The sequence below is a fragment of the Flavobacterium sp. XN-5 genome (assembly GCF_008033395.2).
GTDB classification, from domain to species: domain Bacteria; phylum Bacteroidota; class Bacteroidia; order Flavobacteriales; family Flavobacteriaceae; genus Flavobacterium; species Flavobacterium hiemivividum.
Genome location: NZ_VOGZ02000001.1, coordinates 963441 through 985250 on the forward strand (window position 1 = coordinate 963441; position 21810 = coordinate 985250).

A 21810-nucleotide genomic window follows, 5' to 3' on the forward strand; every position below is an offset into this window, starting at 1 on the left:
ATACCCTAAAAGTTCTATATTTGTTACACTTTCAAAAAACAATAAATTAAAAATATACCTGATGAAGACTTTAAATGATTTCGATTTCAAAAATAAAAAAGCAATAATACGTGTTGATTTTAATGTGCCTTTGGACGAAAATTTCAATGTTACTGACGCTACTCGTATTGAAGCGGCAAAACCTACAATAGATGCAATTTTAGCGCAAGGTGGAAGTGTGATTTTGATGTCTCACCTTGGTAGACCAAATGGAGCTGAAGAAAAATACTCGTTAAAACATATTTTAAATACAACTTCAGAAGTTCTTGGAGTACCGGTTAATTTTGTTTCAAACTGTATTGGTACTGAAGCTGAAAATGCAGCTGCTGAATTACAGCCAGGTCAGGTTTTATTATTGGAAAACTTGCGTTTCCATGCTGAAGAAGAAGCCGGAGATGTTGCTTTTGCAAAACAATTAGCTGCTCTGGGAGATATTTATGTAAATGATGCTTTTGGAACGGCGCACAGAGCACATGCTTCAACGACTATCATTGCTCAATTTTTCGAAAACAAGAAATGTTTCGGATTGCTATTAGCAAAAGAAATAGAGAGTTTAAATAAGGTATTAAAAAATAGTGAAAAACCAGTAACAGCTGTTCTTGGTGGATCGAAAGTGTCTTCTAAAATCACCGTTATTGAAAATATCTTAGACAAAGTGGACCACATGATCATTGGTGGCGGTATGACATTTACGTTTGTAAAAGCATTAGGAGGAAAAATTGGTGATTCTATTTGTGAAGATGACAAACAAGAATTAGCACTAGAAATTTTAAGATTGGCAAAAGAAAAAGGAGTTCAAATTCACATTCCAGTAGACGTAGTTGCAGCAGATGATTTCTCAAACACAGCAAACACAAAAATTGTTGATGTAAAAGAAATTCCTGATGGATGGCAAGGTTTGGACGCAGGTCCAAAATCATTAGCCAATTTTGAAAAAGTAATTATGGAATCTAAAACGATTCTTTGGAACGGACCATTAGGAGTTTTCGAAATGGAAAGTTTTGCAAATGGAACTATCGAATTAGGTAATTTTATCGCAGCTTCTACTGCAAAAGGTGCTTTCTCACTAGTAGGTGGTGGTGACTCAGTAGCAGCAGTAAAACAATTTGGACTTGAGGACAAAATGAGCTACGTTTCTACAGGTGGAGGCGCAATGCTAGAAATGCTTGAGGGTAAAGTATTGCCAGGAATAGCGGCCATTTTGGACTAAAGATTTCATTTTTAACAATTTTTAGTGATTATATTAGTTATAACATATTAAGTTTGTAAAATAATCAGTCCTTAATCGTTTAGAATTAAGGATGTTGACAACAATAATATGACTATAAAAAATATCGCACTATCCTTCATTTTTTTAACATCAATTCCTTCGTTTTCGCAACAAGTTGTAGAAAGTGAAGGAATTGTTAGTATAGAGACAAATCTATCTTATTTAGATTCTATCAAAAAGACCTTCGTTAAAAATGAAATGGCTGCTCAAATAGACAGTTTATGGATGAAGGAATTGACAAATCTAGAGCTCTACAACGACATCACGTCTGATATTGAAAACATCAATTTAGACACGAAGGTAGATTATGAATTGTCGACAGAATTGTTGAAATCAAGGTTAGAGGCCATGAATGCCAAATCGCCTTTCAAGATTGTTTACAATGAGAGTCTAGAAAACGTAATTAAATCGTTTTTAAAGTACCGTAAACAATCATTTGGGCGATTAATGGCAATGTCTGAATATTATTTCCCCATGTTTGAAGAGGCTTTCGCCAAAGGAAACGTGCCTTTAGAAATAAAATATTTGTCCATTGTCGAATCAGCATTAAACCCAAAAGCAGTTTCCAGAATGGGTGCTACTGGACTTTGGCAATTTATGTATCACACCGGAAAACAATACAATTTAAAGATTGATTCTTATGTAGATGAACGCAGCGATCCATTGAAATCGACAGCCGCAGCGGCAAAATATATGTCTAATATGTATGCTGTTTTTGGAGACTGGGAATTGGTATTAGCATCTTACAACTCAGGACCAGGGAATGTGTCGAAAGCAATCAGACGATCAGGAGGAAAACAAAGTTATTGGGACATTAGAAAATACCTACCAAAAGAAACGCAAGGGTATGTTCCTGCTTTTTTAGCAACCATGTATTTATACGAATACCATAAAGAACATGGAATAAAAGCAGATAAAGCAGTGGTGCAGCACTTTGCCACAGATACTATAATGATCAAAAAGCAAATGTCATTCAAGCAAATTGCTGATTTATTAGATGTTCCGGTTTCGCAATTGCAATTATTAAATCCATCATACAAACTAAATGTGGTTCCTTTTTATCATGATGAGAATCATTATATAAGATTGCCGCGAGAAAAAATTGCGACTTTTGTTTCTAATGAAGATAAAATGTATGCTTATGTTCAACACGAAATCGATCGCAAGGAAAAACCTTTCCAACATTCAAGCGCAATTGCAAAAAATGATGAAAGTAATTACGTAACCAAAACGATTTCTCGATCAAAAACAAAATATTACAAAGTAAGACGTGGAGATAATCTGGGTTCAATCGCTAACAAATATGATGTTGATGTTGCCGCAATTAAAAAATGGAACGGACTACGAAGCAATACCATCGCCTACGGAAAAACGCTAAAAATCATTTCTACAGAAAGTGTTGTTCAGGCTATTAAGAAAGAACCTAAAGTGGAAATTGCTGCTGTTGACATAAAAGCAGCTAAGGCTGATACTTTATCGACGAAAACCGCGATGGTATACGTTGTTCAAAAGGGGGATAATCTAAATAGTATTGCGCAAAAAAACAATGTTACAGTAGCTGAAATTAAAGAGTGGAATAATCTCTCGAGTACAACAGTTCAATTAGGCGCTTCTTTGACGGTTGCCGAAGTAATCACCGACAAAAAAACGGAAGCTGTTGCAGAACTTGAACGTAAAGATATTGAGTATACAGTCAAAAAGGGAGACAATCTGGGAAATATCGCCAAGAAATTCGGTGCTTCTGTAACTGATTTAAAAGAGTGGAATCAGTTATCAGATAACAATGTCGTTTTAGGCAAAGTTTTGATTGTTGCCAAAGATGAAATCGTGATCAATACGGCTCAAGCTTCGGTAGATTCATTCAAGAAAAAAGACAATGCAAATAAAAAAACAGCAAGTAATTATTATGTTCAAAAAGGTGATTCTTTGTATAGCATTGCCAAAAAATATCCTGGGGTAACAATATCCGATATTAAAAAGTGGAACGATATTCGCGATGAAAATATTAAACCTGGAATGAAATTAAAAATTAGCGGATAATAAGTTTAACTTCTATAAATTTGGGTTTTATTTCATAAATATTTTAAAATGAATAAAGCCCATTTTTTATTTCTACTTATTTCTCTTCTGTTTTTTTCCTGTAAAAAGGAAAATACTGATATTATTCAAAAAGCAACTGGAAAAATCAATAATATCTCTGTAATTATTGATGATCAGTTGTGGAATGGCGAGGTAGGGGACAGCATACGAAATAAGTTTGCTGCTCCAGTAATTGGGTTGCCTCAAGAAGAGCCTCTGTTTACTATAAATCAATATCCCGCCAAACTTATGGAAGGGTTTATGACGGACAGTCGCAACATCATTATCGTAAAAAAAGAAGACAAGAATCAATTTGAAATAAATAAAGATCAATATGCTACTCCCCAAAATGTTTTCCATATTTCGGGGAAAACAGCTGCTGATATTTTAAAAATTATTGAAAAAAACACCTTTCAAATTATTCAAATTATCAGACAGACTGAAATTGAGGAATGCCAAAGACTTTATAAAAAGTCGCTCCTTGATCCTAAGATTATTAGTAAAAAGTTCAATATTGCCTTAGATATCCCATCGGATTATGAATACATGATTCAGGATTCTAATTTTGTTTGGCTGAAGAAAGAGTTAATAAGTGGGAACACCAGTTTATTAATTTACCAAGTTCCATTTTCTGCTATAAAAAACAAAGCTAATTTGGTTTCGAATATCATTAAAACCAGAGATTCGATTGGCGCTTTATACATTCACGGTAAAGAACCTGATACTGATATGATTACCGAAGAAGCCTACTCCCCCTACTTTTTTAAGATCAAACTCGACGGAAAACTTACCTATGAAACCAAGGGAAATTGGGAATTAAGGAATGATTTCATGTCTGGGCCTTTTATTAATTATGCTATTTTTGATGAAGAAAGTAATAGAGTGCTGTTTCTAGAGGGGTTTTGTTATTCTCCATCCAAAGAAAAAAGAGATTTAATGCAGGAATTAGAATCCATCATTAAATCAGTTACAGTATTTAAGAAGGAGCTGTAAGTTATAAAAATCACTAAAATTTAAATATAAAAACTATCAATGGCAATACAATGGAAAATAAAGCCTTTTGAGGCACTTTCGGTTAATGAGTTATACGATTTGCTTAAATTAAGAAGTGAGATCTTTGTAGTAGAGCAAAACTGCGTCTATCTTGATCTTGATGGCAAAGATAAGTTTGCCTTGCATCTTTTTGGTGAATTTGAAGGGAAAATTGTGGCTCATGCACGCCTTTTTAAGGCTGGAATTAGTTTTGACAACGCTTCAATTGGTAGAGTTGTGGTAGATGTTAATTACCGTGACAGGAAATGGGGACATGATTTAATGCGCGAAGCAATCGCCGGAATTGCTAAGAATTACGATGAGGTTAAAATAACCATTGGTGCGCAGTTGTATTTGAAGAAATTCTATGAAAGCCACGGCTTTGTGCAAAGCAGCGAAATGTATCTGGAAGACGATATTCCACACATTGAAATGAAAAGAAATTAATTATACCATCTTAGTATAGAAATTACGGTAAAATTTTCCTACCCAAAATTAAATATTTATTTTGTCATTCCGTCTCGTTGCAAAAAACGAGACGGAATGACAATTTTGTGGTTATGATTTATAGTAGCATTTTCAAAAGTCAAATAGTATTGTTTTTAATTCAATAAATAATAAGCTTCTCGTAAAGGACTATTTTTTCAAGATGCTGTTGTACTCTGCGCTATTGTTTAAAATGCTAACTGATTTTTTAATTTCAGAATTTGTTTTGACATAATATTGATAAAGTCCTTCTTGATATTGGTATCGTTTAATGATTTCGTCAACAATCAATCCTTTAATTTCTTCCTGGTTTTTATCTAATAAAGTCTCTTCGCTTTTTTGAAGAGCAGAAAGAAGTTGTTCGTATTCGGTGTTAATTGTAGCGTCAATATTTTCTTTTTTGGCTACAGCCAAAGTATTTTTTAATGCCTTTTCTGTTTCTGTATCGAAAGAGATTTTTTGGGTTTTTAAAAACTGTTTGAAGTTTGCAAAGTCCGAATTTGAAAATGTAGGTATCTGTGAACCCAAATTCGGATTTTTATAATAATAATCGGTAGCGTAATTAAAAATCCCGTCGTTGTTCAGCAATGCTTTGGCAATGGTGCTGGTTTTGGTTTCTTCCAGTTGTATATCTGGCAAAACTCCGCCACCGTCATAAACGGTTCTTCCTTTTCGGGTTTTAAAACTGTTGTAATTTTTTTTATCGGTTCTAGTCGCTACGCCATCTTTGTCTTTATGAGCATAGTCTAAAGCCTGAATGCATCTGCCGGAAGGCGTGTAATATCTTGAAATCGTTACTTTTAGTTGGGTGTTGTATGTTAAATCAATTGGTTTTTGAACCAGTCCTTTTCCAAAACTACGGCTTCCCACCACCACGGCGCGATCCAAATCTTGTAAGGCACCAGAAACAATCTCTGATGCCGAAGCACTTCGTTCATTGATAAGAATCACTAATGGGATTTCAGTATCTACTGGTTCCATCATTGTTTTATAGGTGTTATTATGCTTTTCGTTTTTCGATTTTGTGGTTACAATAACTTCGTTTTTTGGTACAAATAGATTGCAAATATTTACAGCTTCATGTAACAGTCCGCCAGGATTTCCTCTTAGGTCTAAAATAATTCGATCAGCGCCCTGTTTTTTTAGTTCTTCTAATGCTTTTTTGGTTTCAAAGGAGGCTTTGTTATTAAAATGTGCCAAAACGATGTAGCCTGTTTTCGCATCTATTTTCGAAAAAAACACTACCGATTTTATTTCGACTTCATCAAGAACAATTTGTGCGGTATTTGTTTTTCCCTGACGGATAAATTTCACGTCGATTTTAGTGTTTTTAGCGCCTTTCATCAGTTGAGATGCATCATCTTTAAAATCAGATAAAAGGACATCGCCAATTTGAATGATTTCATCTCCGGGCTTCAAACCAGCTTTATCGGCAGGGAAATCTTTGTAAATCTCGCGAATAATTATTTTATCGTCTTTTCTAGTAATTAGAGCACCAATTCCGGTATATTCTCCAGTATTGTTAATTTTAAACTTTACCACATCCTGCTCGTTGAAGTAGACCGTGTAAGGATCTAGACTCGCTAACATGCCTTTGATGGCACTATCCATTAATTCGCCAGGATTTGCTTCGTCCACATAATTAGTGTTCAATTCCTTGAAGAGCGTTGTGAATATTTCGATTTGCTTTGCAATTTCGAAAAAGTCGTCTTTAAAACTGGCACCTAGAAACAATAAGCCCGAGGCAACAACAGGAAGGATATATTTTTTTTTCAGTATCGAAATCATGATCTTAATTTAAGGAGTACTAAAATAGCAATAAATCATGAATTATTAAGAGCGAAGACGAGTATTCTCATTTTCATTGGTTTAAAATAAGGAAGAATTATTCCTTTTCAGAATCGTTTTTTACTTCGACGGCTTCTTTTTTAGCGTTTTGCGCTATAAATTTTTCAAATAATTGGATGGTCTTGGTGTTGATTTCTGCATAAGACAAGCGGTCTTTCGTCTGGTAAAAAAACATGAAAGAACAGGGTTGGTCTAGGTTGTCAATAAGGATATGTTTGTTTAGACGATAGGTCTCGCGAAGGAGACGTTTAAAATAATTCCTGTCTACCGCTTTTTTAAAGTTCCTTTTAGAAACAGAAACTCCCATTTTAATTTTCGATCCATCACTTATCGGTCCACAATGGTAAACGAGTCGCAAAGGATATTTTGAAACTGATTTCCCTTCAGAAAACAATAGGCCAATTGTGATCTTACTTTTTAGTTTTTCTTTCTTTGGATAAGTGAAATTCATTTGTATTAAAAGACAGGGATTAAAGCAGACAAAGGTACGATTAATACTAATTATAGTTATTTATTAGTTGAAAAATGTAGAGTATGATGCCGATATAGTATGAAAATAGTCCTCCCGATAGCTGTCGGGATTATTGGACTATCATTGAATACATAGTCGGTATAAACACCAAACCTATTATTGTTTCGAAAATAAATAGCGGTAAAAATATAATTTCCTACTTTTGTCGCTAATTTTTTAAGCATGGAAAAGATAATATCGTATCCGATATCTGTAATTTATTATTTATTATTTGGTCTTACGTTGGTCATTTTTCACCCTATTCAATGGGTTTGTTTGAACGTTTTTGGATACCAAGCTCATAAAAAGAGTGTGGATTACATGAATTTCATTTTGTTGAAATGTACTAATCTTCTAGGAACGACTTTCCATTTTGAAAATATAGAAGCAGTTCCAAAAAATGTACCCATCATATTTGTCTCCAATCATCAAAGTATGTACGATATCATTGCCATGATTTGGTATTTACGTAGATTTCATTGTAAATTTGTAAGTAAGAAAGAATTAGGGAAAGGAATTCCAAGTGTTTCCTTTAATTTGCGTCACGGAGGTTCTGTTTTAATTGATAGAAAAGACCCAAAACAAGCAATTCCTGCAATTAAAGGTTTGGCTAATTATATCGAAAAATACTGCCGTTCAGCAGTAATTTTCCCCGAAGGAACCCGCAGTAAAACAGGGAAACCAAAAGAGTTTGCACAAACTGGTTTGAAAATATTATGTAAGAACACTCCAACGGCTTATGTTGTTCCGATCAGTATCAACAACTCTTGGAAAGTGGTAAAGTTTGGATTTTTCCCTTTAGGTTTAGGAAATCGCCTTACCTTTGTATTACATAAGCCATTAGCGGTGAGTGAATATGACTTTGCTGAATTAATGGAAAAGACGGAAAGTGCAGTAGTGAAAGGAATAAAATTTTAATTTATATAAAATGTCAATAAAAAACATTCGATTAGAAGTAATGCAGTTTTTAGAAAAAAACGTGACTAGCTATGTGGATCAATATTTGATACCAGTTGAAGAAATTTGGCAGCCATCTGATTTTTTGCCTAATTCTGAAAGCGATAATTTCTTAGAAGAAGTAAGAGAACTACGTGAAATATCTAAGGACTTACCTTATGATTTTTGGGTAGCAATGGTAGGAGATACTATTACAGAAGAAGCTTTGCCAACCTATGAAAACTGGTTGATGGAGGTAGAAGGAGTAGACAATTTAGAACGAAATGGTTGGTCAACTTGGGTTCGTCAATGGACAGGTGAAGAAAACCGCCATGGTGATTTGTTGAATAAGTACTTGTATTTATCAGGTCGTGTAAACATGCGCGAGGTCGAAATTACAACTCAGCACCTTATCAATGATGGATTTGACATAGGTACCGGAAGAGACCCTTACAAGAACTTTGTTTATACTAGTTTCCAGGAATTAGCAACTTATGTATCGCACAATAGAGTTTCACAATTGGCTAAAAGCTACGGAGATAAAAAACTAGCTAAAATGTGCAAAATGATTGCTGGTGACGAAATGCGTCATCATCATGCCTATAGCGAATTTGTAAATCAGATTTTCAAGGTAGATCCTAGCGAAATGATGCTTGCTTTTCAATACATGATGAAAGCTAAAATCGTTATGCCAGCGCATTTCTTAAGAGAATCTGGACAAAAGATAAGTTCTGCTTTCGAGCATTTTTCAGACTCGGCACAAAGAATTGGGGTTTATACTGCCAATGATTATGTCGATATTATGCAAAAATTGATTGAAAAGTGGGAAATAGATAAAATTACCGGTTTAACAGATGAGGCCGAAAAAGCACGTGATTATCTAATGAAATTACCAGCTAGAATGGCTAGAATTTCTGAAAGAATAGTTATTCCACAAGAATCTCATATTTTCAAATGGGTAGAGCCTGCAAGACTTTAATTTTTTGAAATACAAGTCTCGAATGCGGGTAATGGAATCACCATTAAATTAAAATACAGATGTTGGTTTTTAAAGTGTAACTACTTTAGAAACCAGCATTTTTTTATAAAATTATAAAAAATGAACAACGCAGATATCATTAGCAAAACAATAACTTTTGTTAAAGAAAAATTGAAAAATGCCGAAGGTGGTCACGACTGGTTTCATATCGAAAGAGTCTATAAAAATGCCTTGTTGATTGCAAGTGATGAGGTTTGTGATGAAACTGTTGTTAAGCTAGGAGCTTTGCTTCATGATATTGCAGACAGTAAATTTAATGATGGCGACGAAGTTGTAGGACCAAAGACTGCAAGAGTATTTCTAGAGTCAGAAGGTGTTGAAGAAGAAATTATAAATCGTGTGATTAAAATCATCGAGAACATCTCTTATAAAGGCGGTAATGTCAAAAAGGATTTCTCTTCTATCGAATTAGATATAGTGCAAGATGCAGACCGTTTAGACGCCATTGGAGCCATAGGAATAGCTAGAGCGTTCAATTATGGAGGTTTTAAAAATAGAGCGATGTACGACCCTAAAATCGCGCCCAATTTAAAAATGACAAGAGAGGAATATAAAAATAGTACTGCTCCAACATTTAATCATTTTTATGAAAAGCTATTGTTGTTGAAGGATAAAATGAATACAGCAACTGGAAAACAAATTGCATTAGAAAGACACCGTTACATGGAAACATTTATGGCGCAGTTTTATGCAGAATGGGACGGGGAGAAATAAGATTTTTGATTGCGGATTAACGATTTTAGATTTCAGATTCCTTTGGATTGCTAATTTTTAAATCAAAAATCAGCAATCGTTAATCAAAAATCTTAAATTGAAATTCCTTTTTCCTTCATTTCTATAATCACATCCGAAGCGTTTTTAAACGTAGGCGGCTGTTCAATAATACTCCCCACTCTTTTTTTGTTGAGTTTGAAGGTGATGTCATTTTCTGTAGTGAATAATAGCGCCGTCAAAAACGGATTATTCATATACGGTGCTAATACTATAAAAGCTTCGTCAAGGGTATGAAAACTTTCTATTTCCTCGGTTTTGTACTTTGCGCTAAGGGAAAGACTAAAAGCATCATTTTCCAGTAATACAGGTCGCACATAGATATTTTTCAGTTCCGTATCACCTATGGTCTTCGCCAAAGTTAATTTGGCGTAGGTACCGTTTTGGATACTTTCTTTAACTTTTTCCCAAAATTGAACGAATACTGGTTGAAATGACATAAAATTATTTTTTAGGCCCGAAGCCTCGGGGTTTATTGATTCTCAGATTGAAATTGCAAAATTAAGTTTTGTGCGGCTAAATAACGGGATAATATTTAAAAAATTCATATTCTATAAAGAAAACCACAGATTCACGAATCTTATGATCTATGAGTCTGCGGTTAAAAGTTATTTATATTTATCAGAATAGTAAATTATTCTCCTGTAAAAACAGCTTTTCTTTTTTCTAAAAAAGCGGTAGTTCCTTCTTTAAAATCTTCGGTGCCAAAGCATTTTCCGAACGATTTTATTTCGGTTTCAAAACCATTTTCTCCGTCTTTGTAATTAGCGTTAATCGCTTTTATGGCTTTGCTAATCGCTAATGGAGAGTTTTTCATGATTTTTTGAGCCATTGCATTACAGAATTCCAAAAGTTCTGCCTGCGGCACTACATGGTTTACTAAACCAGTTCTGTAGGCTTCGTCAGCCGTCACCATTCCTGCAGTAAGTATCATTTCCATGGCGCGACCTTTTCCAATTAATTGCGGCAAACGTTGGGTTCCACCGTAGCCTGGAATTACTCCTAAAGACACTTCTGGCAATCCCATTTTAGCATTATCTGAAGCAACTCTAAAGTGACAAGCCATAGCTAATTCTAATCCTCCTCCAAGAGCAAATCCGTTAACGGCAGCAATAACGGGGATTTTTAGATTTTCGACAAAATTGAATAAAATATCTTGTCCTCGCGCTGCTAATTGCACACCTTCTTCTACAGAAAAATCTGCAAATTCCGCAATGTCAGCTCCGGCCACGAAAGCTTTTTCACCGCTTCCGGTTAAAAGAACTACTCGGGCTTCATAATTTTTTTCCAACTCTTCAAATGCCTGATGCAGTTCTTGAATAGTGGCTTTGTTTAGGGCATTTAGTTTTGTAGGGCGATTTATAGTGATGGTTGCAATACTATTTTCTATTGCAACTAGAATGTTTTTGTAGCTCATTTTGGTAATTTAAGAGTTAATAATAGGAAGTGAAACCGTAAATCGGGTTCCTTTTCCATATTCTGTATCAAAGGTAATTGTTCCTTTATAATTTTCAATTATGTTTTTAATAATACCCAAACCTAATCCCATACCGCTATTTTTAGTGGTAAATTTTGGTTCGAATATGCGACTAATGTCTTCCTCCTTAATCCCGATTCCATTGTCACCAACGATAATCAAGACATTGTTCAAGTCTTTTTTTACGGCTACAAAAACGGTTTTATTTTCCTGTTGCTCCGGGATCGACTGAATTGCATTTTTAACTAAATTAGTGATAATTCGGATAAGTTGTGTTCGATCCATCTTAGAAATTATTTCAGGAGAATCACTTTCAAAAATAATATGCTCCTCATTGAATATATCTAATGCTAGTTCGACCACTTCCACGACGTTTAGCGTTTCATTTTGTTGTGCAGGCATCGAAGCAAAATTAGAAAATGCAGAGGCAACCGCATTCATAGTGTCAATTTGCTGAATCAATGTTTCCGAGTAATCTTTCATTTTCTGTATGATGTCTGGATCTTCAGGATTGAATTTTCTTTCGAAACTTTGTACAGTCAAACGCATGGGCGTCAACGGATTTTTAATCTCGTGAGCCACTTGTTTTGCCATTTCGCGCCAAGCTTCTTCTCTTTCACTCTGTGCTAATTTCACGGCGCTTATCTCGAGCTCTTCTACCATTCGATTATAAGCTGTAATTAGTAAGTTGATTTCTTTGCTGCTTGCTTCTAATACTATTTTCTTATTTTTTTGACTCAAACTAGTCTCGTTTAAACGGTCAGAAATAGTCTTTAATGATTTTGTAATGTAAGAAGATAGAAAGTAAGCCAGTGCAAATGCCACAATCAACATAAAGGAATAAACTTGTCCTAAACGGATTAAAAAGCTGTTCAGTTCCTTTTCATAAAAGCCGTCATCCTCTAGGTAAGGCAAGTTTAAAACACCTAATGGTTTGAATTTATCATCCTTTATTTGGGTAAAAGAAGAGCGGTTTTTAACTCCATTTATGGTTTTTATGTCCACGTATCTTTTTTCGATTGAAGAACGAACTAGTTTTAATATGTATTTTGGAATAGGAAGTGAAACCTTATCAACAGAAAAGGATTCTTTGGAGGATTTTAATAGTTTTCCTTCTAAGCAATAAATATTTATTTCAATATTGTGAATGTGCGCCAGTTCATGGATTTTATCCTTGAAAATTAAGTCTAGATTTTCAGTGGTTAGCGGGTAAGTCGTTGTCGAAAGAACGTAATTTATATGTTCGCGCACCGCGTTTTCTTTCCTTTCTAGTCGTTCTTGATGGTATTCTTTGGCTTCGTTTTTAAATTGGATAATCGAGATTGAAGCTAGCAAAACAGAGGCTACAATTATCAGTACGATCATCGAAAGAAAAATCCGAATTCGTAGTGACAACATAGACATTCTGAAACTTTTTAGCATATTGTTCTGGTTTTGGTATTCTGACTTTTAATTTTCAGCGATCAGGAAAACTGAACTCTACAAACTTATTATTGATTACTATTTTTCTCTCGTATTCTTTTGTAAAATTTAAAACCTAACATGATAGTTATCGAAAATAAAAATATTCCGAGAACGCCATAAATCCAGTTGACTGCATTTTTTAGTACCACCAAAAAAACTACTGCAAAAAGAATGATGGTAGCTCCTTCATTCCATAAACGCATAAAATTAGTTGTGTATTTCACTTGGTCGTTTTGCAATTGCTTGAATATTTGCTGGCATTTACCATGATATAAATACAACACAAATACAAAGCCAAGTTTTACATGCATCCATGGCATTTGCAACCAAGACTTTCCTAAATCAGTAAAAAACAGCATCCAAAATGCGAAAATACTTGCTAAAACTGCCGAAGGCCAAGTGATAATATACCACAAGCGATAGGTCATTATTTTGTATTGTTTTTGTAAAATTTCTTTCTCTGGAGATGGTTTGTCAGCAGCTTCAATTTGGTACACAAACAATCGCACAATGTAAAACAAACCTGCAAACCAGGTGATGACAAAGATGAGGTGTAGGGATTTAAGGTAGTTATAATATTCCATCAGTGGTTTTAATCAATTTTGTATTCATTTCTTTTTTTAGAAAATAGGCCGTTAGTAATGTTGACAAAACATCAGCAATAGGGAAGGCAACCCAGACTCCAAAAATACCGAAAAAATTTGGTAGTAGTAGCACTAATGGAATTAAGAAAAATCCTTGTTTACTGAGCGTTAGTAATAATGCTTTTTTAGCTTTTCCTGCTGCTTGAAAATATGCTGCTCCAATTAATTGAATGGCAATAATAGGAGAAGCGGCAAATACCCAGCGCAGTGCATTAGGTGTTTCGGCAATAACCTTAGCATCAGTAGTAAAAATCGCTACTATTGGTGTGGCATAATAGAGAATGACAACAAAAATTAAGGACGCTAGTAGTGCCGCATATTTAATGGATATTTGGACACTTTCTTTTACTCTTTCATAATTTTGGGCTCCATAATTATAACCAGCAATTGGGATGAAACCTTGGGTGATACCAAGAATAGGGAATAGGGCAAACATTAACATTCTGCTGATTATCCCGTAAACGGCAATTGAATGTTCGCCACCGTAGGAGTACAGAGTATGATTGAGAATAATTGCCAAAACAGCTATTACTCCTTGTCTTGAAAAAGTAACAAAGCTTAGCCCGGTAATTTCTTTTAAAATTGGAATATGGAGTTTGAAATGCCTCGGTTTTAGTTTTAATTCGCTTTTATAGGCAAAAAACCAAAGGACAAACAAGAAGCATATAAAATAAGAAATGGATGTCGCTAATGCCGCTCCAAACATTCCTAGTCCCATCACTTTTATAAAAACAATATCTAATATTATATTGACAAAAGCGGGAATAATCATCGCAATCATTGCAAAGGAGGCTTTGCCCTCTGCCCTAATAATATTATTTCCCATCATGCAAAGCGCCAGAAAAGGAACTGCAATGATAATAGGTTCGAAGAACTCTACCGCTGGAGTCATTATAGCTCCTTTTGCACCAAAAAGCAATAGCATTTCAGTACTGAAAAAGAGACCGAAAAGCACAAAAACCGATGCAAGAATAAAGGTCATCATGATCTGATTAGCAAAAGTAATTTTTGCTTTTTCAGTGTCTTTCGAACCTAAAGCCCGCGATAAAACAGAACCACCACCCACGCCAATAGCCATTCCTAAGGATGAAATCAAGAACGTTATTGGTAAGACTACGGTAACGGCCGCAATTGCAAGCGAACCGATCCATTGTCCTACAAATATAGTGTCAATAAGAATATTGACGGACATAAATAAAATCCCAATAGAGGCTGGCACAGCCTGCTTTATCAAGAGTTTTTTAATGTCCTGAGTTCCTAATTCCTCGGCTGAAATTGCCATTTATGCAAGCGTTTTTTCGACAGCTACCCATTCGCTAATCCAATTTCCTACGGTATTACACCAGTCATCACTATCATTCAAACAAGGAATAGCTAAGAATTCCTCGCCTCCATGTTCTTTGAATTCGTGGTTGGCTTCCATCGCAATTTCTTCTAATGTTTCTAAACAATCAGACACAAAAGCTGGAGTTACTACCGCTAATTTTTTGATTCCTTTTTCAGGCATTTTATTTACTTCGACATCTGTGTAAGGTGTTAGCCATTTGTCGCCCGCTAATCGCGATTGAAAAGTCTGGCTGTATTTTCCTTCGGGTATTCCCAATAATTTAACGACTTGTTTTGTGGTTTCATAACATTGGTGACGGTAGCAAAATTCATGTGCCGGTGAAGGCGTGTTGCAACAAGAACCGTCAATCTTACAATGTGATTTAGTAATATCCGTCTTGCGAATGTGACGCTCGGGAATTCCGTGGTATGAAAATAATAAATGATCGTAATCAAAATTTTCTACGCTATTTTTTATAGAATCAGCAAGGTTTTTTATGTAGTCTGGTTTGTTATAAAAAGCAGGAACGATGGTAAATTTCATTTCTGGAAAGTGCTTTTTACGTAAATCTTCGGCTAGTTCTAAAATGGTAGTTGTAGAAGCCATCGCATGTTGCGGGTATAATGGAAAAAGCATCACTTCGGTCACACCTTTATCGTGCAATTCTTGTAAACCAGATAAAATAGATGGATTTCCATAACGCATAGCCAATGAAACTGGAACGTCTACTAATTGCTTTACTTTCTCGTGCATTCTTTTAGAAATAACTACAAGTGGCGAACCTTCGTCCCACCAAATTTTTGCGTAAGCAGCAGCTGACTTTTTAGGTCTTGTTTGTAAAATGATACCGCGAACTAATAATGCTCTTAACAAAAACGGAACGTCAATAACGTATTTGTCCATTAAAAACTCATCTAAATACGGTTTTACATCTTTGGGAGTTGGACTTTCCGGCGAACCTAAATTGACTAATAATACACCTTTCATTTTATTTTTTTTAGTGGGTTCAAAAGTAATTAAACTTACTTTTTTATAATTTGTGATTAACTATTTTTTATTTATTGTTTAATATATAAAACTGATAACTAATTAAGTATTCGGATTTATTGACATTAAGTATTTCTTTGGAGTTGTGGCAAATTTCTTTTTAAATGCTGCGATGAAATGACTTCCGGTGCTGTATCCTATTTTTAATCCTACCTCATTTACATTATAAGAACCACTGTCGAGTAACTTTCTAGCAAAATCCATTTTGTAATCAAAAAGAAAACCATAAACAGTATCACCATAAATTTGTTTGAAACCCATTTTTAGCTTCTTCAAATTCAAGCCTATTTCATCTGCTAATTCTTGCAATCCAGGCGGTTCGGCCATATTAGCGATGATGATTTCTTTGGCTTTTCTAATTTTCATTACATTATCTTCATCAATCAAAAACGGACATTGTTCTGCGTTTGGATCCTCCGTTCTATTGAAGTACAAACTTAATAATTCGTATCCTTTTCCTTTGTAATATAGGTTTTTTATAGATGGATGCAGGCTGTAATGAAATAATTGCGACAAGACAATAGCCATAGAAGGGCTGATATTTCCCTCGTTATAATATTTCTTGTCTTTATTATCACCACTTAAAAAGGTGATGTAATCTGCTTCTGTCGAAAATAAAGCGTGAAATTTCTTAATCGAAATAATAACCGAAATCACCCAGGAATTGGGTGCTAATTCTAGATTTAGTGGCAGTTCCTTTTGTGGATTGTATAAAAGCAATGATTTTTCTTCTTTCAATTCCAGAGCATAACTGCCTTGGTTGAATAAAAATTTAGCACTTCCTTTAAGTCCAAAATGAAATTGAATGAGTCCGCTGTCCAATTCCCGTTGCGCATTAAAAGATTCTAGACCGTCATTTTGGAACCGAATTAACGTAAAATCGTCTTCAATTTTTATAATTTCCTGTGAACCCATAGCGATATTTTTTAGGTGAAATCCTGACAATTATCAGATCGTTTTATTTAGAACAACTCTAAATAGGGCGCTTAGAATGACTTGATTTCATTGCAAAAATAGATTTTTTTACTAGAAAATAGGCAATTAGAATCAAAAAAACATTTAGCGATACAAAAAGAACTTCTAGCGTTACTTTTATAAATACTATAGTGATAATTTTGTTCCACTTTCTTGAAAAGTGCAAATATGGAAAACAACAACACAGCAAAGCATCAATATTTTTACTCCGTTGGACTGAGTTATAAAAAAGCAGATGCTGAGATTAGAGGAAAGTTTAGTTTAGATACCGCAGCCAAAACGCGTTTATTAGAGCAAGCTAAGCTAGAAGGTATAGAGAGTTTAATAGTTACTTCTACCTGCAACCGTACCGAAATTTATGGATTTGCAGAGCATCCTTTTCAATTAATCAAATTAATTTGTGAGAACAGCCAAGGTACAGTTGAAGCATTTCAAAAAGTAGGTTTTGTTTATAAAAATCAAGAAGCAATCAGTCACATGTTTCGTGTAGGAACTGGATTAGACAGTCAAATTCTTGGTGATTTCGAAATTATCGCTCAAATAAAATCCAGCTTTAGCCAGTCAAAATTTTTAGGTCTTGCCAATAATTTTATGGAAAGACTAGTAAATGCAGTAATTCAAGCCAGTAAAAAAATAAAAACAGATACGGAGATAAGTTCGGGTGCCACTTCGGTTTCATTTGCGGCTGTTCAATATATTTTTAAGAACGTAGAAGACATTGGAAACAAAAATATTCTATTGTTTGGTACGGGGAAAATTGGTAGAAATACCTGTGAAAATTTAGTAAAACATACTAAAAACGAACATATTACTTTAATAAACAGAACCAAATCTAAAGCCGAAAAAATAGCTGGAAAGCTGAATTTAATTGTAAAAGATTATTCAGAATTACATCTTGAACTTCAAAAAGCGGATGTTGTAGTTGTGGCTACGGGTGCTCAAAACCCAACGGTAGATAAAGCGATTTTGAATTTGAAAAAACCATTATTGATATTGGATTTATCAATTCCGAAAAATGTAAATGAAGATGTACAGGAATTAGAAGGCGTTACATTAATTCACATGGATTATTTGTCTCAACTTACAGACGAAACTTTAGAAAACAGGAAAAAAAGTATTCCCGCTGCTGAAGCAATTATCGAGGAAATAAAGGAAGAATTTATTACTTGGACCAAAGGCAGAAAATTTGCTCCTACAATTAATGCTTTGAAAGCAAAATTGAATGCAATAAAAATCTCAGAATTGGATTTTCAAAGTAAGAAAATCTCAAACTTCAATGAAGAGCAGGCAGAAATTATCAGCAACAGAATTATCCAAAAAATAACAACTCATTTTGCCAATCATTTGAAAGATGATAATACTATGGTAGATGAAAGTATCGAATGGATTGAGAAAGTTTTTAAAATTGGCGTTACCGCAAAATAAAACCAGTAAGTAATTTTAGTTTCTTAAGGGTTTAAAAAATAAAAATGACAGAAAAAATCATACGTATAGGAACTCGAGACAGTGAACTCGCGCTCTGGCAAGCTCATACAGTCGAAAAAAAACTAAACGATCTAGGTTATAAAACCGAAATTATTGCGGTAAAATCACAGGGTGACATTATTCTTGACAAACCGCTCTATGAACTTGGAATCACAGGAATTTTTACAAAAACATTAGATATTGCCATGATCAACGGTCAGGTAGATATTGCGGTTCATTCCATGAAAGATGTTCCTACGGCTTTGCCAATAGGAATTGTGCAGGCGGCTGTTTTAGAAAGAGCCAATACTCTCGATATTTTAGTTCACAAAGGAAATCTTGACTTTCTTAATGGAGAAGGAACAATTGCCACAGGAAGTTTACGTCGTCAGGCACAATGGCTTAATAAATATCCTGCGCATAAAGTAGTTGATTTGCGTGGAAACGTAAATACCAGAATGCAAAAATTGAAGGACAGCGAATGGAGCGGAGCCGTTTTTGCTGCAGCAGGACTAGAAAGAATCAACTTAAAACCATCAAATTATATTAATCTTGATTGGATGATTCCAGCACCAGCTCAAGGTGCGATGGTTATTGTTGCGATGGCAAATGATGATTTTTGTAGAGATGCAGTTTCTGAATTAAATGATATAGAAACCGAAGTGTGTACACACATAGAAAGACAGTTTCTAAAAACACTTGAAGGTGGTTGTACAGCTCCGATAGGTGCTTTAGCAGTTTTTGAGGAAGATGAAATTATATTCGATGGTGTTTTGTTTTCCATTGATGGAAAAGAAAAAATCGAGGTAAATAAGAGAGTTCCATTACAAGATTGGAAAAAATTAGGGTTTTTATCAGCAAAGGAAATTTTAGATAATGGTGGAATTGGTTTAATGGAAAACATTCGTAAAGATTTAAAAAAGTAATTTTATTTCAATATGAAGAAAGAATCCTTACTCAATTATTTATATCGCTTTTTTGATATTATAGTATTGCTTTTTATAGTTTTTGACTTCGGATATGACTTTGAAGAAAACTATAACTCGCCTCATGTTGTTGGATTAATTCTTCTTTCAGTTGGTTTATTAGCTTTTAATTCCTTTAAATTTTTTAATTATTCATTAAGAAGCAATAAAAAAGTAGTGCTAATCAATATGGTATTACTATCCATAATGTTGCTAATATGTGGGTTTATTTCATTGGTAAACAGTAGTTTGCATTCCGTTTTTATCCTGCAAAAAATTAAACCATTTCTCGAAGGCGGATTGATTTTATATTTCTTATTAAGGCTAATGGTTTTTGTACGTCATATTTATGACATCTATTTTAATCCAGCCATCGTTTTTGTTGGAAGTTTTATGATTTTAGTTTTAATAGGTGGCTTTTTACTCATGCTTCCCAGTGCTACTACAAACGGAATTACCTTTACAAATGCGCTTTTTACCGCCACTAGTGCCGTTTGTGTTACCGGTTTAACCGTAGTTGATACAGCAGTCGATTTTACCATTGTAGGCCAATCCATAATTATTGTTTTAATACAATTAGGCGGTATAGGAATTCTGACATTTACATCTTTTTTTGCCTTCTTTTTTAGAGGAAGTACTTCCTTTAAAGAAGGTTTAAATACTAAAGATTTTATCGCTCATGAAGGTCTTAAAGATGTTTTTAGAGCAGCTCTAAACGTTGTGATTTTTACTTTAGGAGTTGAGCTGGTAGGAGCGATTTTTATCTATTCTTCGATTATAGACAATCCAGCCATCAGTAATGAATTTTATTTTTCAATTTTTCACTCCATATCTGCTTTTTGTAATGCAGGATTTTCCATTTTACCAGGAGGAATAATTAATGAAACAGTTCGTTTTAATTATTATTTACAATGGATTTTAATGTTGATGATTGTTTTGGGCGGATTAGGACATAACATCGTATTCAATTTTTTTCATTATATAAAAACTTATGTAATTGAGTTATTTAAGCAAAAAGTAATCCATAAAAAAATAAGAATAATTACCTTAAATACTAATATTGTAATTTATACTACACTGATATTATTAGTAGGTGGTTTCCTTTTTCTTTATATCTCAGAGTACAACAATACCTTGCTAGAACACAAAACTGTTTTCGGAAAAGTAACAGCAGCAAGTTTCAACGCTGTTTCACCAAGAACTGCCGGTTTTAATGCTGTTGATTATACACAGATGAATGTTCCATCTTTGCTTTTTATTATTTTTTTAATGTGGATAGGTGGATCGCCAGCTTCTACCGCTGGTGGAATAAAAACGAGTACTTTTGCACTAGCAACTTTAAATATATTTACTGTAGCTAGAGGAAAAAGTAGAATTCAATTGTTCGGAAGGAGAATATCGTCAGAATCTACTGCGCGTGCGTTTGCAATTCTATCAATTTCGCTAATTACTATTGGTATTTCGATTATGGCTCTTTTAATTTTCGAACCAAAAGATACGCCTTTATTAACGGTAGCTTTCGAATGTTTTTCAGCATATAGCACGGTAGGGTTAAGCTTGAATTTTACTCAAACGTTAACAGAACCGAGTAAATATGTTCTGATTGCATGTATGTTTATAGGTCGAATAGGAATGCTCAATTTAATGGTAGGATTATTACGTAGATTGAACCATCAATTTTACGAATATCCAAAAGCGAATATATTAATTAACTAAACTTGACTCAATGAAAATAATCGTATTTGGTTTAGGAAACTTCGGAATGTCACTTGCAATAAGTCTGACCGAAACTGGAAATGAAGTTATTGGTGTAGACAAAAACATGGAAAAAGTGAATCTAGTGAAAGATAAAATTTCACTTGCCATCGCGATGGATTCTACTAACGAATTGTCATATGAAGCTTTACCTTTAAAAGATACTGATAAAGTTGTGGTCGCCATTGGAGAGAACGAAGGAGCTGCGATTATCACTACTGCAATTATTAAAAAATTAAGTGATGTAAAAATCATTAGTAGAGCTTTATCGCCTATTCACGACACGGTTTTAGAAGCGATGGGAATACACAGCATCGTACATCCTGAGCAAGAATCAGCGGATAGATTGACAAAGCAAATTAATTTTAAATCGACTCTCGAAAATTACCAATTAGACGATAATTATACTATTTCTGAAGTAAAAGCAAAACCAGAATTTTACGGTAGAACATTAGCTGAATTAGATACAATAGATAAATATCGACTGACTTTAATTACAATTATTCGAAAAAGAGAAAAGAAAAATTTAATTGGAAAAAAATCTATTGTAAAGGAAACCATTGGCCGTCCCTCTCCTGATACTATTATATTAGAAAACGATATTTTGGTCGTTTATGGATACAATAAGGATATAGAAACCTACTGCCTAGGGCAAGAAGAACATCAAATAAGAAGTTAATA

The 21810-nt window shown here is 34.2% G+C and carries 20 protein-coding genes; 11 read left to right on the top strand and 9 right to left on the bottom strand.

What is annotated here, in order from left to right; all coding sequences use genetic code 11:
* Positions 1-61: 61 nt before the first annotated feature.
* The 4 genes from FQU23_RS04270 to FQU23_RS04285 all read left to right on the top strand — a co-directional run bounded on the left by FQU23_RS04270 (position 62) and on the right by FQU23_RS04285 (position 4867).
* A complete protein-coding gene (locus tag FQU23_RS04270; RefSeq protein ID WP_132109725.1) occupies positions 62-1249 on the top strand; it encodes a phosphoglycerate kinase in 1188 nt (395 codons plus the stop codon).
* Between the two features lie 108 nt (positions 1250-1357).
* Complete coding sequence (locus FQU23_RS04275; protein ID WP_147672727.1) at positions 1358-3349, top strand: LysM peptidoglycan-binding domain-containing protein; 1992 nt, start codon at positions 1358-1360, stop codon at positions 3347-3349.
* Positions 3350-3397: 48 nt separating this feature from the next.
* Positions 3398-4381, top strand: coding sequence for a DUF4837 family protein (locus FQU23_RS04280; RefSeq protein WP_147672728.1), 984 nt, complete (start codon positions 3398-3400; stop codon positions 4379-4381).
* Between the two features lie 39 nt (positions 4382-4420).
* The gene (locus tag FQU23_RS04285) at positions 4421-4867 is read left to right on the top strand and encodes a GNAT family N-acetyltransferase (RefSeq protein WP_147672729.1); all 447 of its coding nucleotides are present in this window, start codon (positions 4421-4423) and stop codon (positions 4865-4867) included.
* A gap of 189 nt (positions 4868-5056) precedes the next feature.
* Here the strand turns inward: FQU23_RS04285 and FQU23_RS04290 are convergent, their stop codons facing one another.
* On the bottom strand, positions 5057-6694 hold the full coding sequence (locus tag FQU23_RS04290; RefSeq protein WP_147672730.1) for a S41 family peptidase: 1638 nt from the start codon (positions 6692-6694) through the stop codon (positions 5057-5059).
* A gap of 97 nt (positions 6695-6791) precedes the next feature.
* Entirely contained in the window at positions 6792-7205 is a 414-nt protein-coding gene (locus FQU23_RS04295) for a ribonuclease P protein component (RefSeq protein WP_147672731.1), read from the bottom strand.
* Between the two features lie 243 nt (positions 7206-7448).
* Here FQU23_RS04295 and FQU23_RS04300 point away from each other — a divergent pair, with 243 nt between their 5' ends.
* From FQU23_RS04300 to FQU23_RS04310, 3 genes are all read left to right on the top strand, one after another.
* Entirely contained in the window at positions 7449-8183 is a 735-nt protein-coding gene (locus tag FQU23_RS04300) for a lysophospholipid acyltransferase family protein (protein WP_147672732.1), read from the top strand.
* A gap of 10 nt (positions 8184-8193) precedes the next feature.
* Entirely contained in the window at positions 8194-9180 is a 987-nt protein-coding gene (locus tag FQU23_RS04305; protein ID WP_132109732.1) for an acyl-ACP desaturase, read from the top strand.
* Positions 9181-9300: 120 nt separating this feature from the next.
* Positions 9301-9954, top strand: coding sequence for an HD domain-containing protein (locus FQU23_RS04310; RefSeq protein ID WP_147672733.1), 654 nt, complete (start codon positions 9301-9303; stop codon positions 9952-9954).
* Positions 9955-10046: 92 nt separating this feature from the next.
* Here the strand turns inward: FQU23_RS04310 and FQU23_RS04315 are convergent, their stop codons facing one another.
* The 7 genes from FQU23_RS04315 to FQU23_RS04345 form a co-directional block, all read right to left on the bottom strand.
* Positions 10047-10451 carry a hypothetical protein gene (locus tag FQU23_RS04315; RefSeq protein ID WP_147672734.1) on the bottom strand — a complete coding sequence of 135 codons (405 nt, stop codon included), beginning with the start codon at positions 10449-10451 and terminating at the stop codon, positions 10047-10049.
* A 194-nt stretch (positions 10452-10645) separates the two neighbouring features.
* Positions 10646-11428 (bottom strand): enoyl-CoA hydratase/isomerase family protein, encoded by a 783-nt coding sequence (locus tag FQU23_RS04320; RefSeq protein WP_147672735.1) that lies wholly within the window; start codon positions 11426-11428, stop codon positions 10646-10648.
* Between the two features lie 9 nt (positions 11429-11437).
* On the bottom strand, positions 11438-12853 hold the full coding sequence (locus FQU23_RS04325; RefSeq protein WP_147672938.1) for a sensor histidine kinase: 1416 nt from the start codon (positions 12851-12853) through the stop codon (positions 11438-11440).
* 125 nt (positions 12854-12978) lie between these two features.
* Entirely contained in the window at positions 12979-13536 is a 558-nt protein-coding gene (locus tag FQU23_RS04330) for a CopD family protein (RefSeq protein ID WP_147672736.1), read from the bottom strand.
* A complete protein-coding gene (locus tag FQU23_RS04335; protein WP_147672737.1) occupies positions 13523-14878 on the bottom strand; it encodes an MATE family efflux transporter in 1356 nt (451 codons plus the stop codon). The genes FQU23_RS04330 and FQU23_RS04335 overlap by 14 nt, the downstream gene beginning before the upstream one ends.
* Entirely contained in the window at positions 14879-15910 is a 1032-nt protein-coding gene (gene hemH / locus FQU23_RS04340) for a ferrochelatase (protein ID WP_147672738.1), read from the bottom strand.
* 102 nt (positions 15911-16012) lie between these two features.
* Positions 16013-16885 carry a helix-turn-helix domain-containing protein gene (locus tag FQU23_RS04345; protein ID WP_147672739.1) on the bottom strand — a complete coding sequence of 291 codons (873 nt, stop codon included), beginning with the start codon at positions 16883-16885 and terminating at the stop codon, positions 16013-16015.
* 228 nt (positions 16886-17113) lie between these two features.
* Here FQU23_RS04345 and hemA point away from each other — a divergent pair, with 228 nt between their 5' ends.
* Genes hemA through FQU23_RS04365 form a run of 4 tightly spaced genes read left to right on the top strand, consistent with a single transcriptional unit; the run spans position 17114 to position 21808 of the window.
* Positions 17114-18370 (top strand): glutamyl-tRNA reductase, encoded by a 1257-nt coding sequence (gene hemA / locus FQU23_RS04350; protein WP_147672740.1) that lies wholly within the window; start codon positions 17114-17116, stop codon positions 18368-18370.
* Positions 18371-18414: 44 nt separating this feature from the next.
* Positions 18415-19335, top strand: coding sequence for a hydroxymethylbilane synthase (hemC, locus tag FQU23_RS04355; protein ID WP_147672741.1), 921 nt, complete (start codon positions 18415-18417; stop codon positions 19333-19335).
* A gap of 12 nt (positions 19336-19347) precedes the next feature.
* Positions 19348-21090, top strand: coding sequence for a TrkH family potassium uptake protein (locus tag FQU23_RS04360; RefSeq protein ID WP_147672742.1), 1743 nt, complete (start codon positions 19348-19350; stop codon positions 21088-21090).
* A 10-nt stretch (positions 21091-21100) separates the two neighbouring features.
* Positions 21101-21808 (top strand): potassium channel family protein, encoded by a 708-nt coding sequence (locus tag FQU23_RS04365; RefSeq protein ID WP_132109746.1) that lies wholly within the window; start codon positions 21101-21103, stop codon positions 21806-21808.
* The last annotated feature ends 2 nt before the right edge of the window (positions 21809-21810 follow it).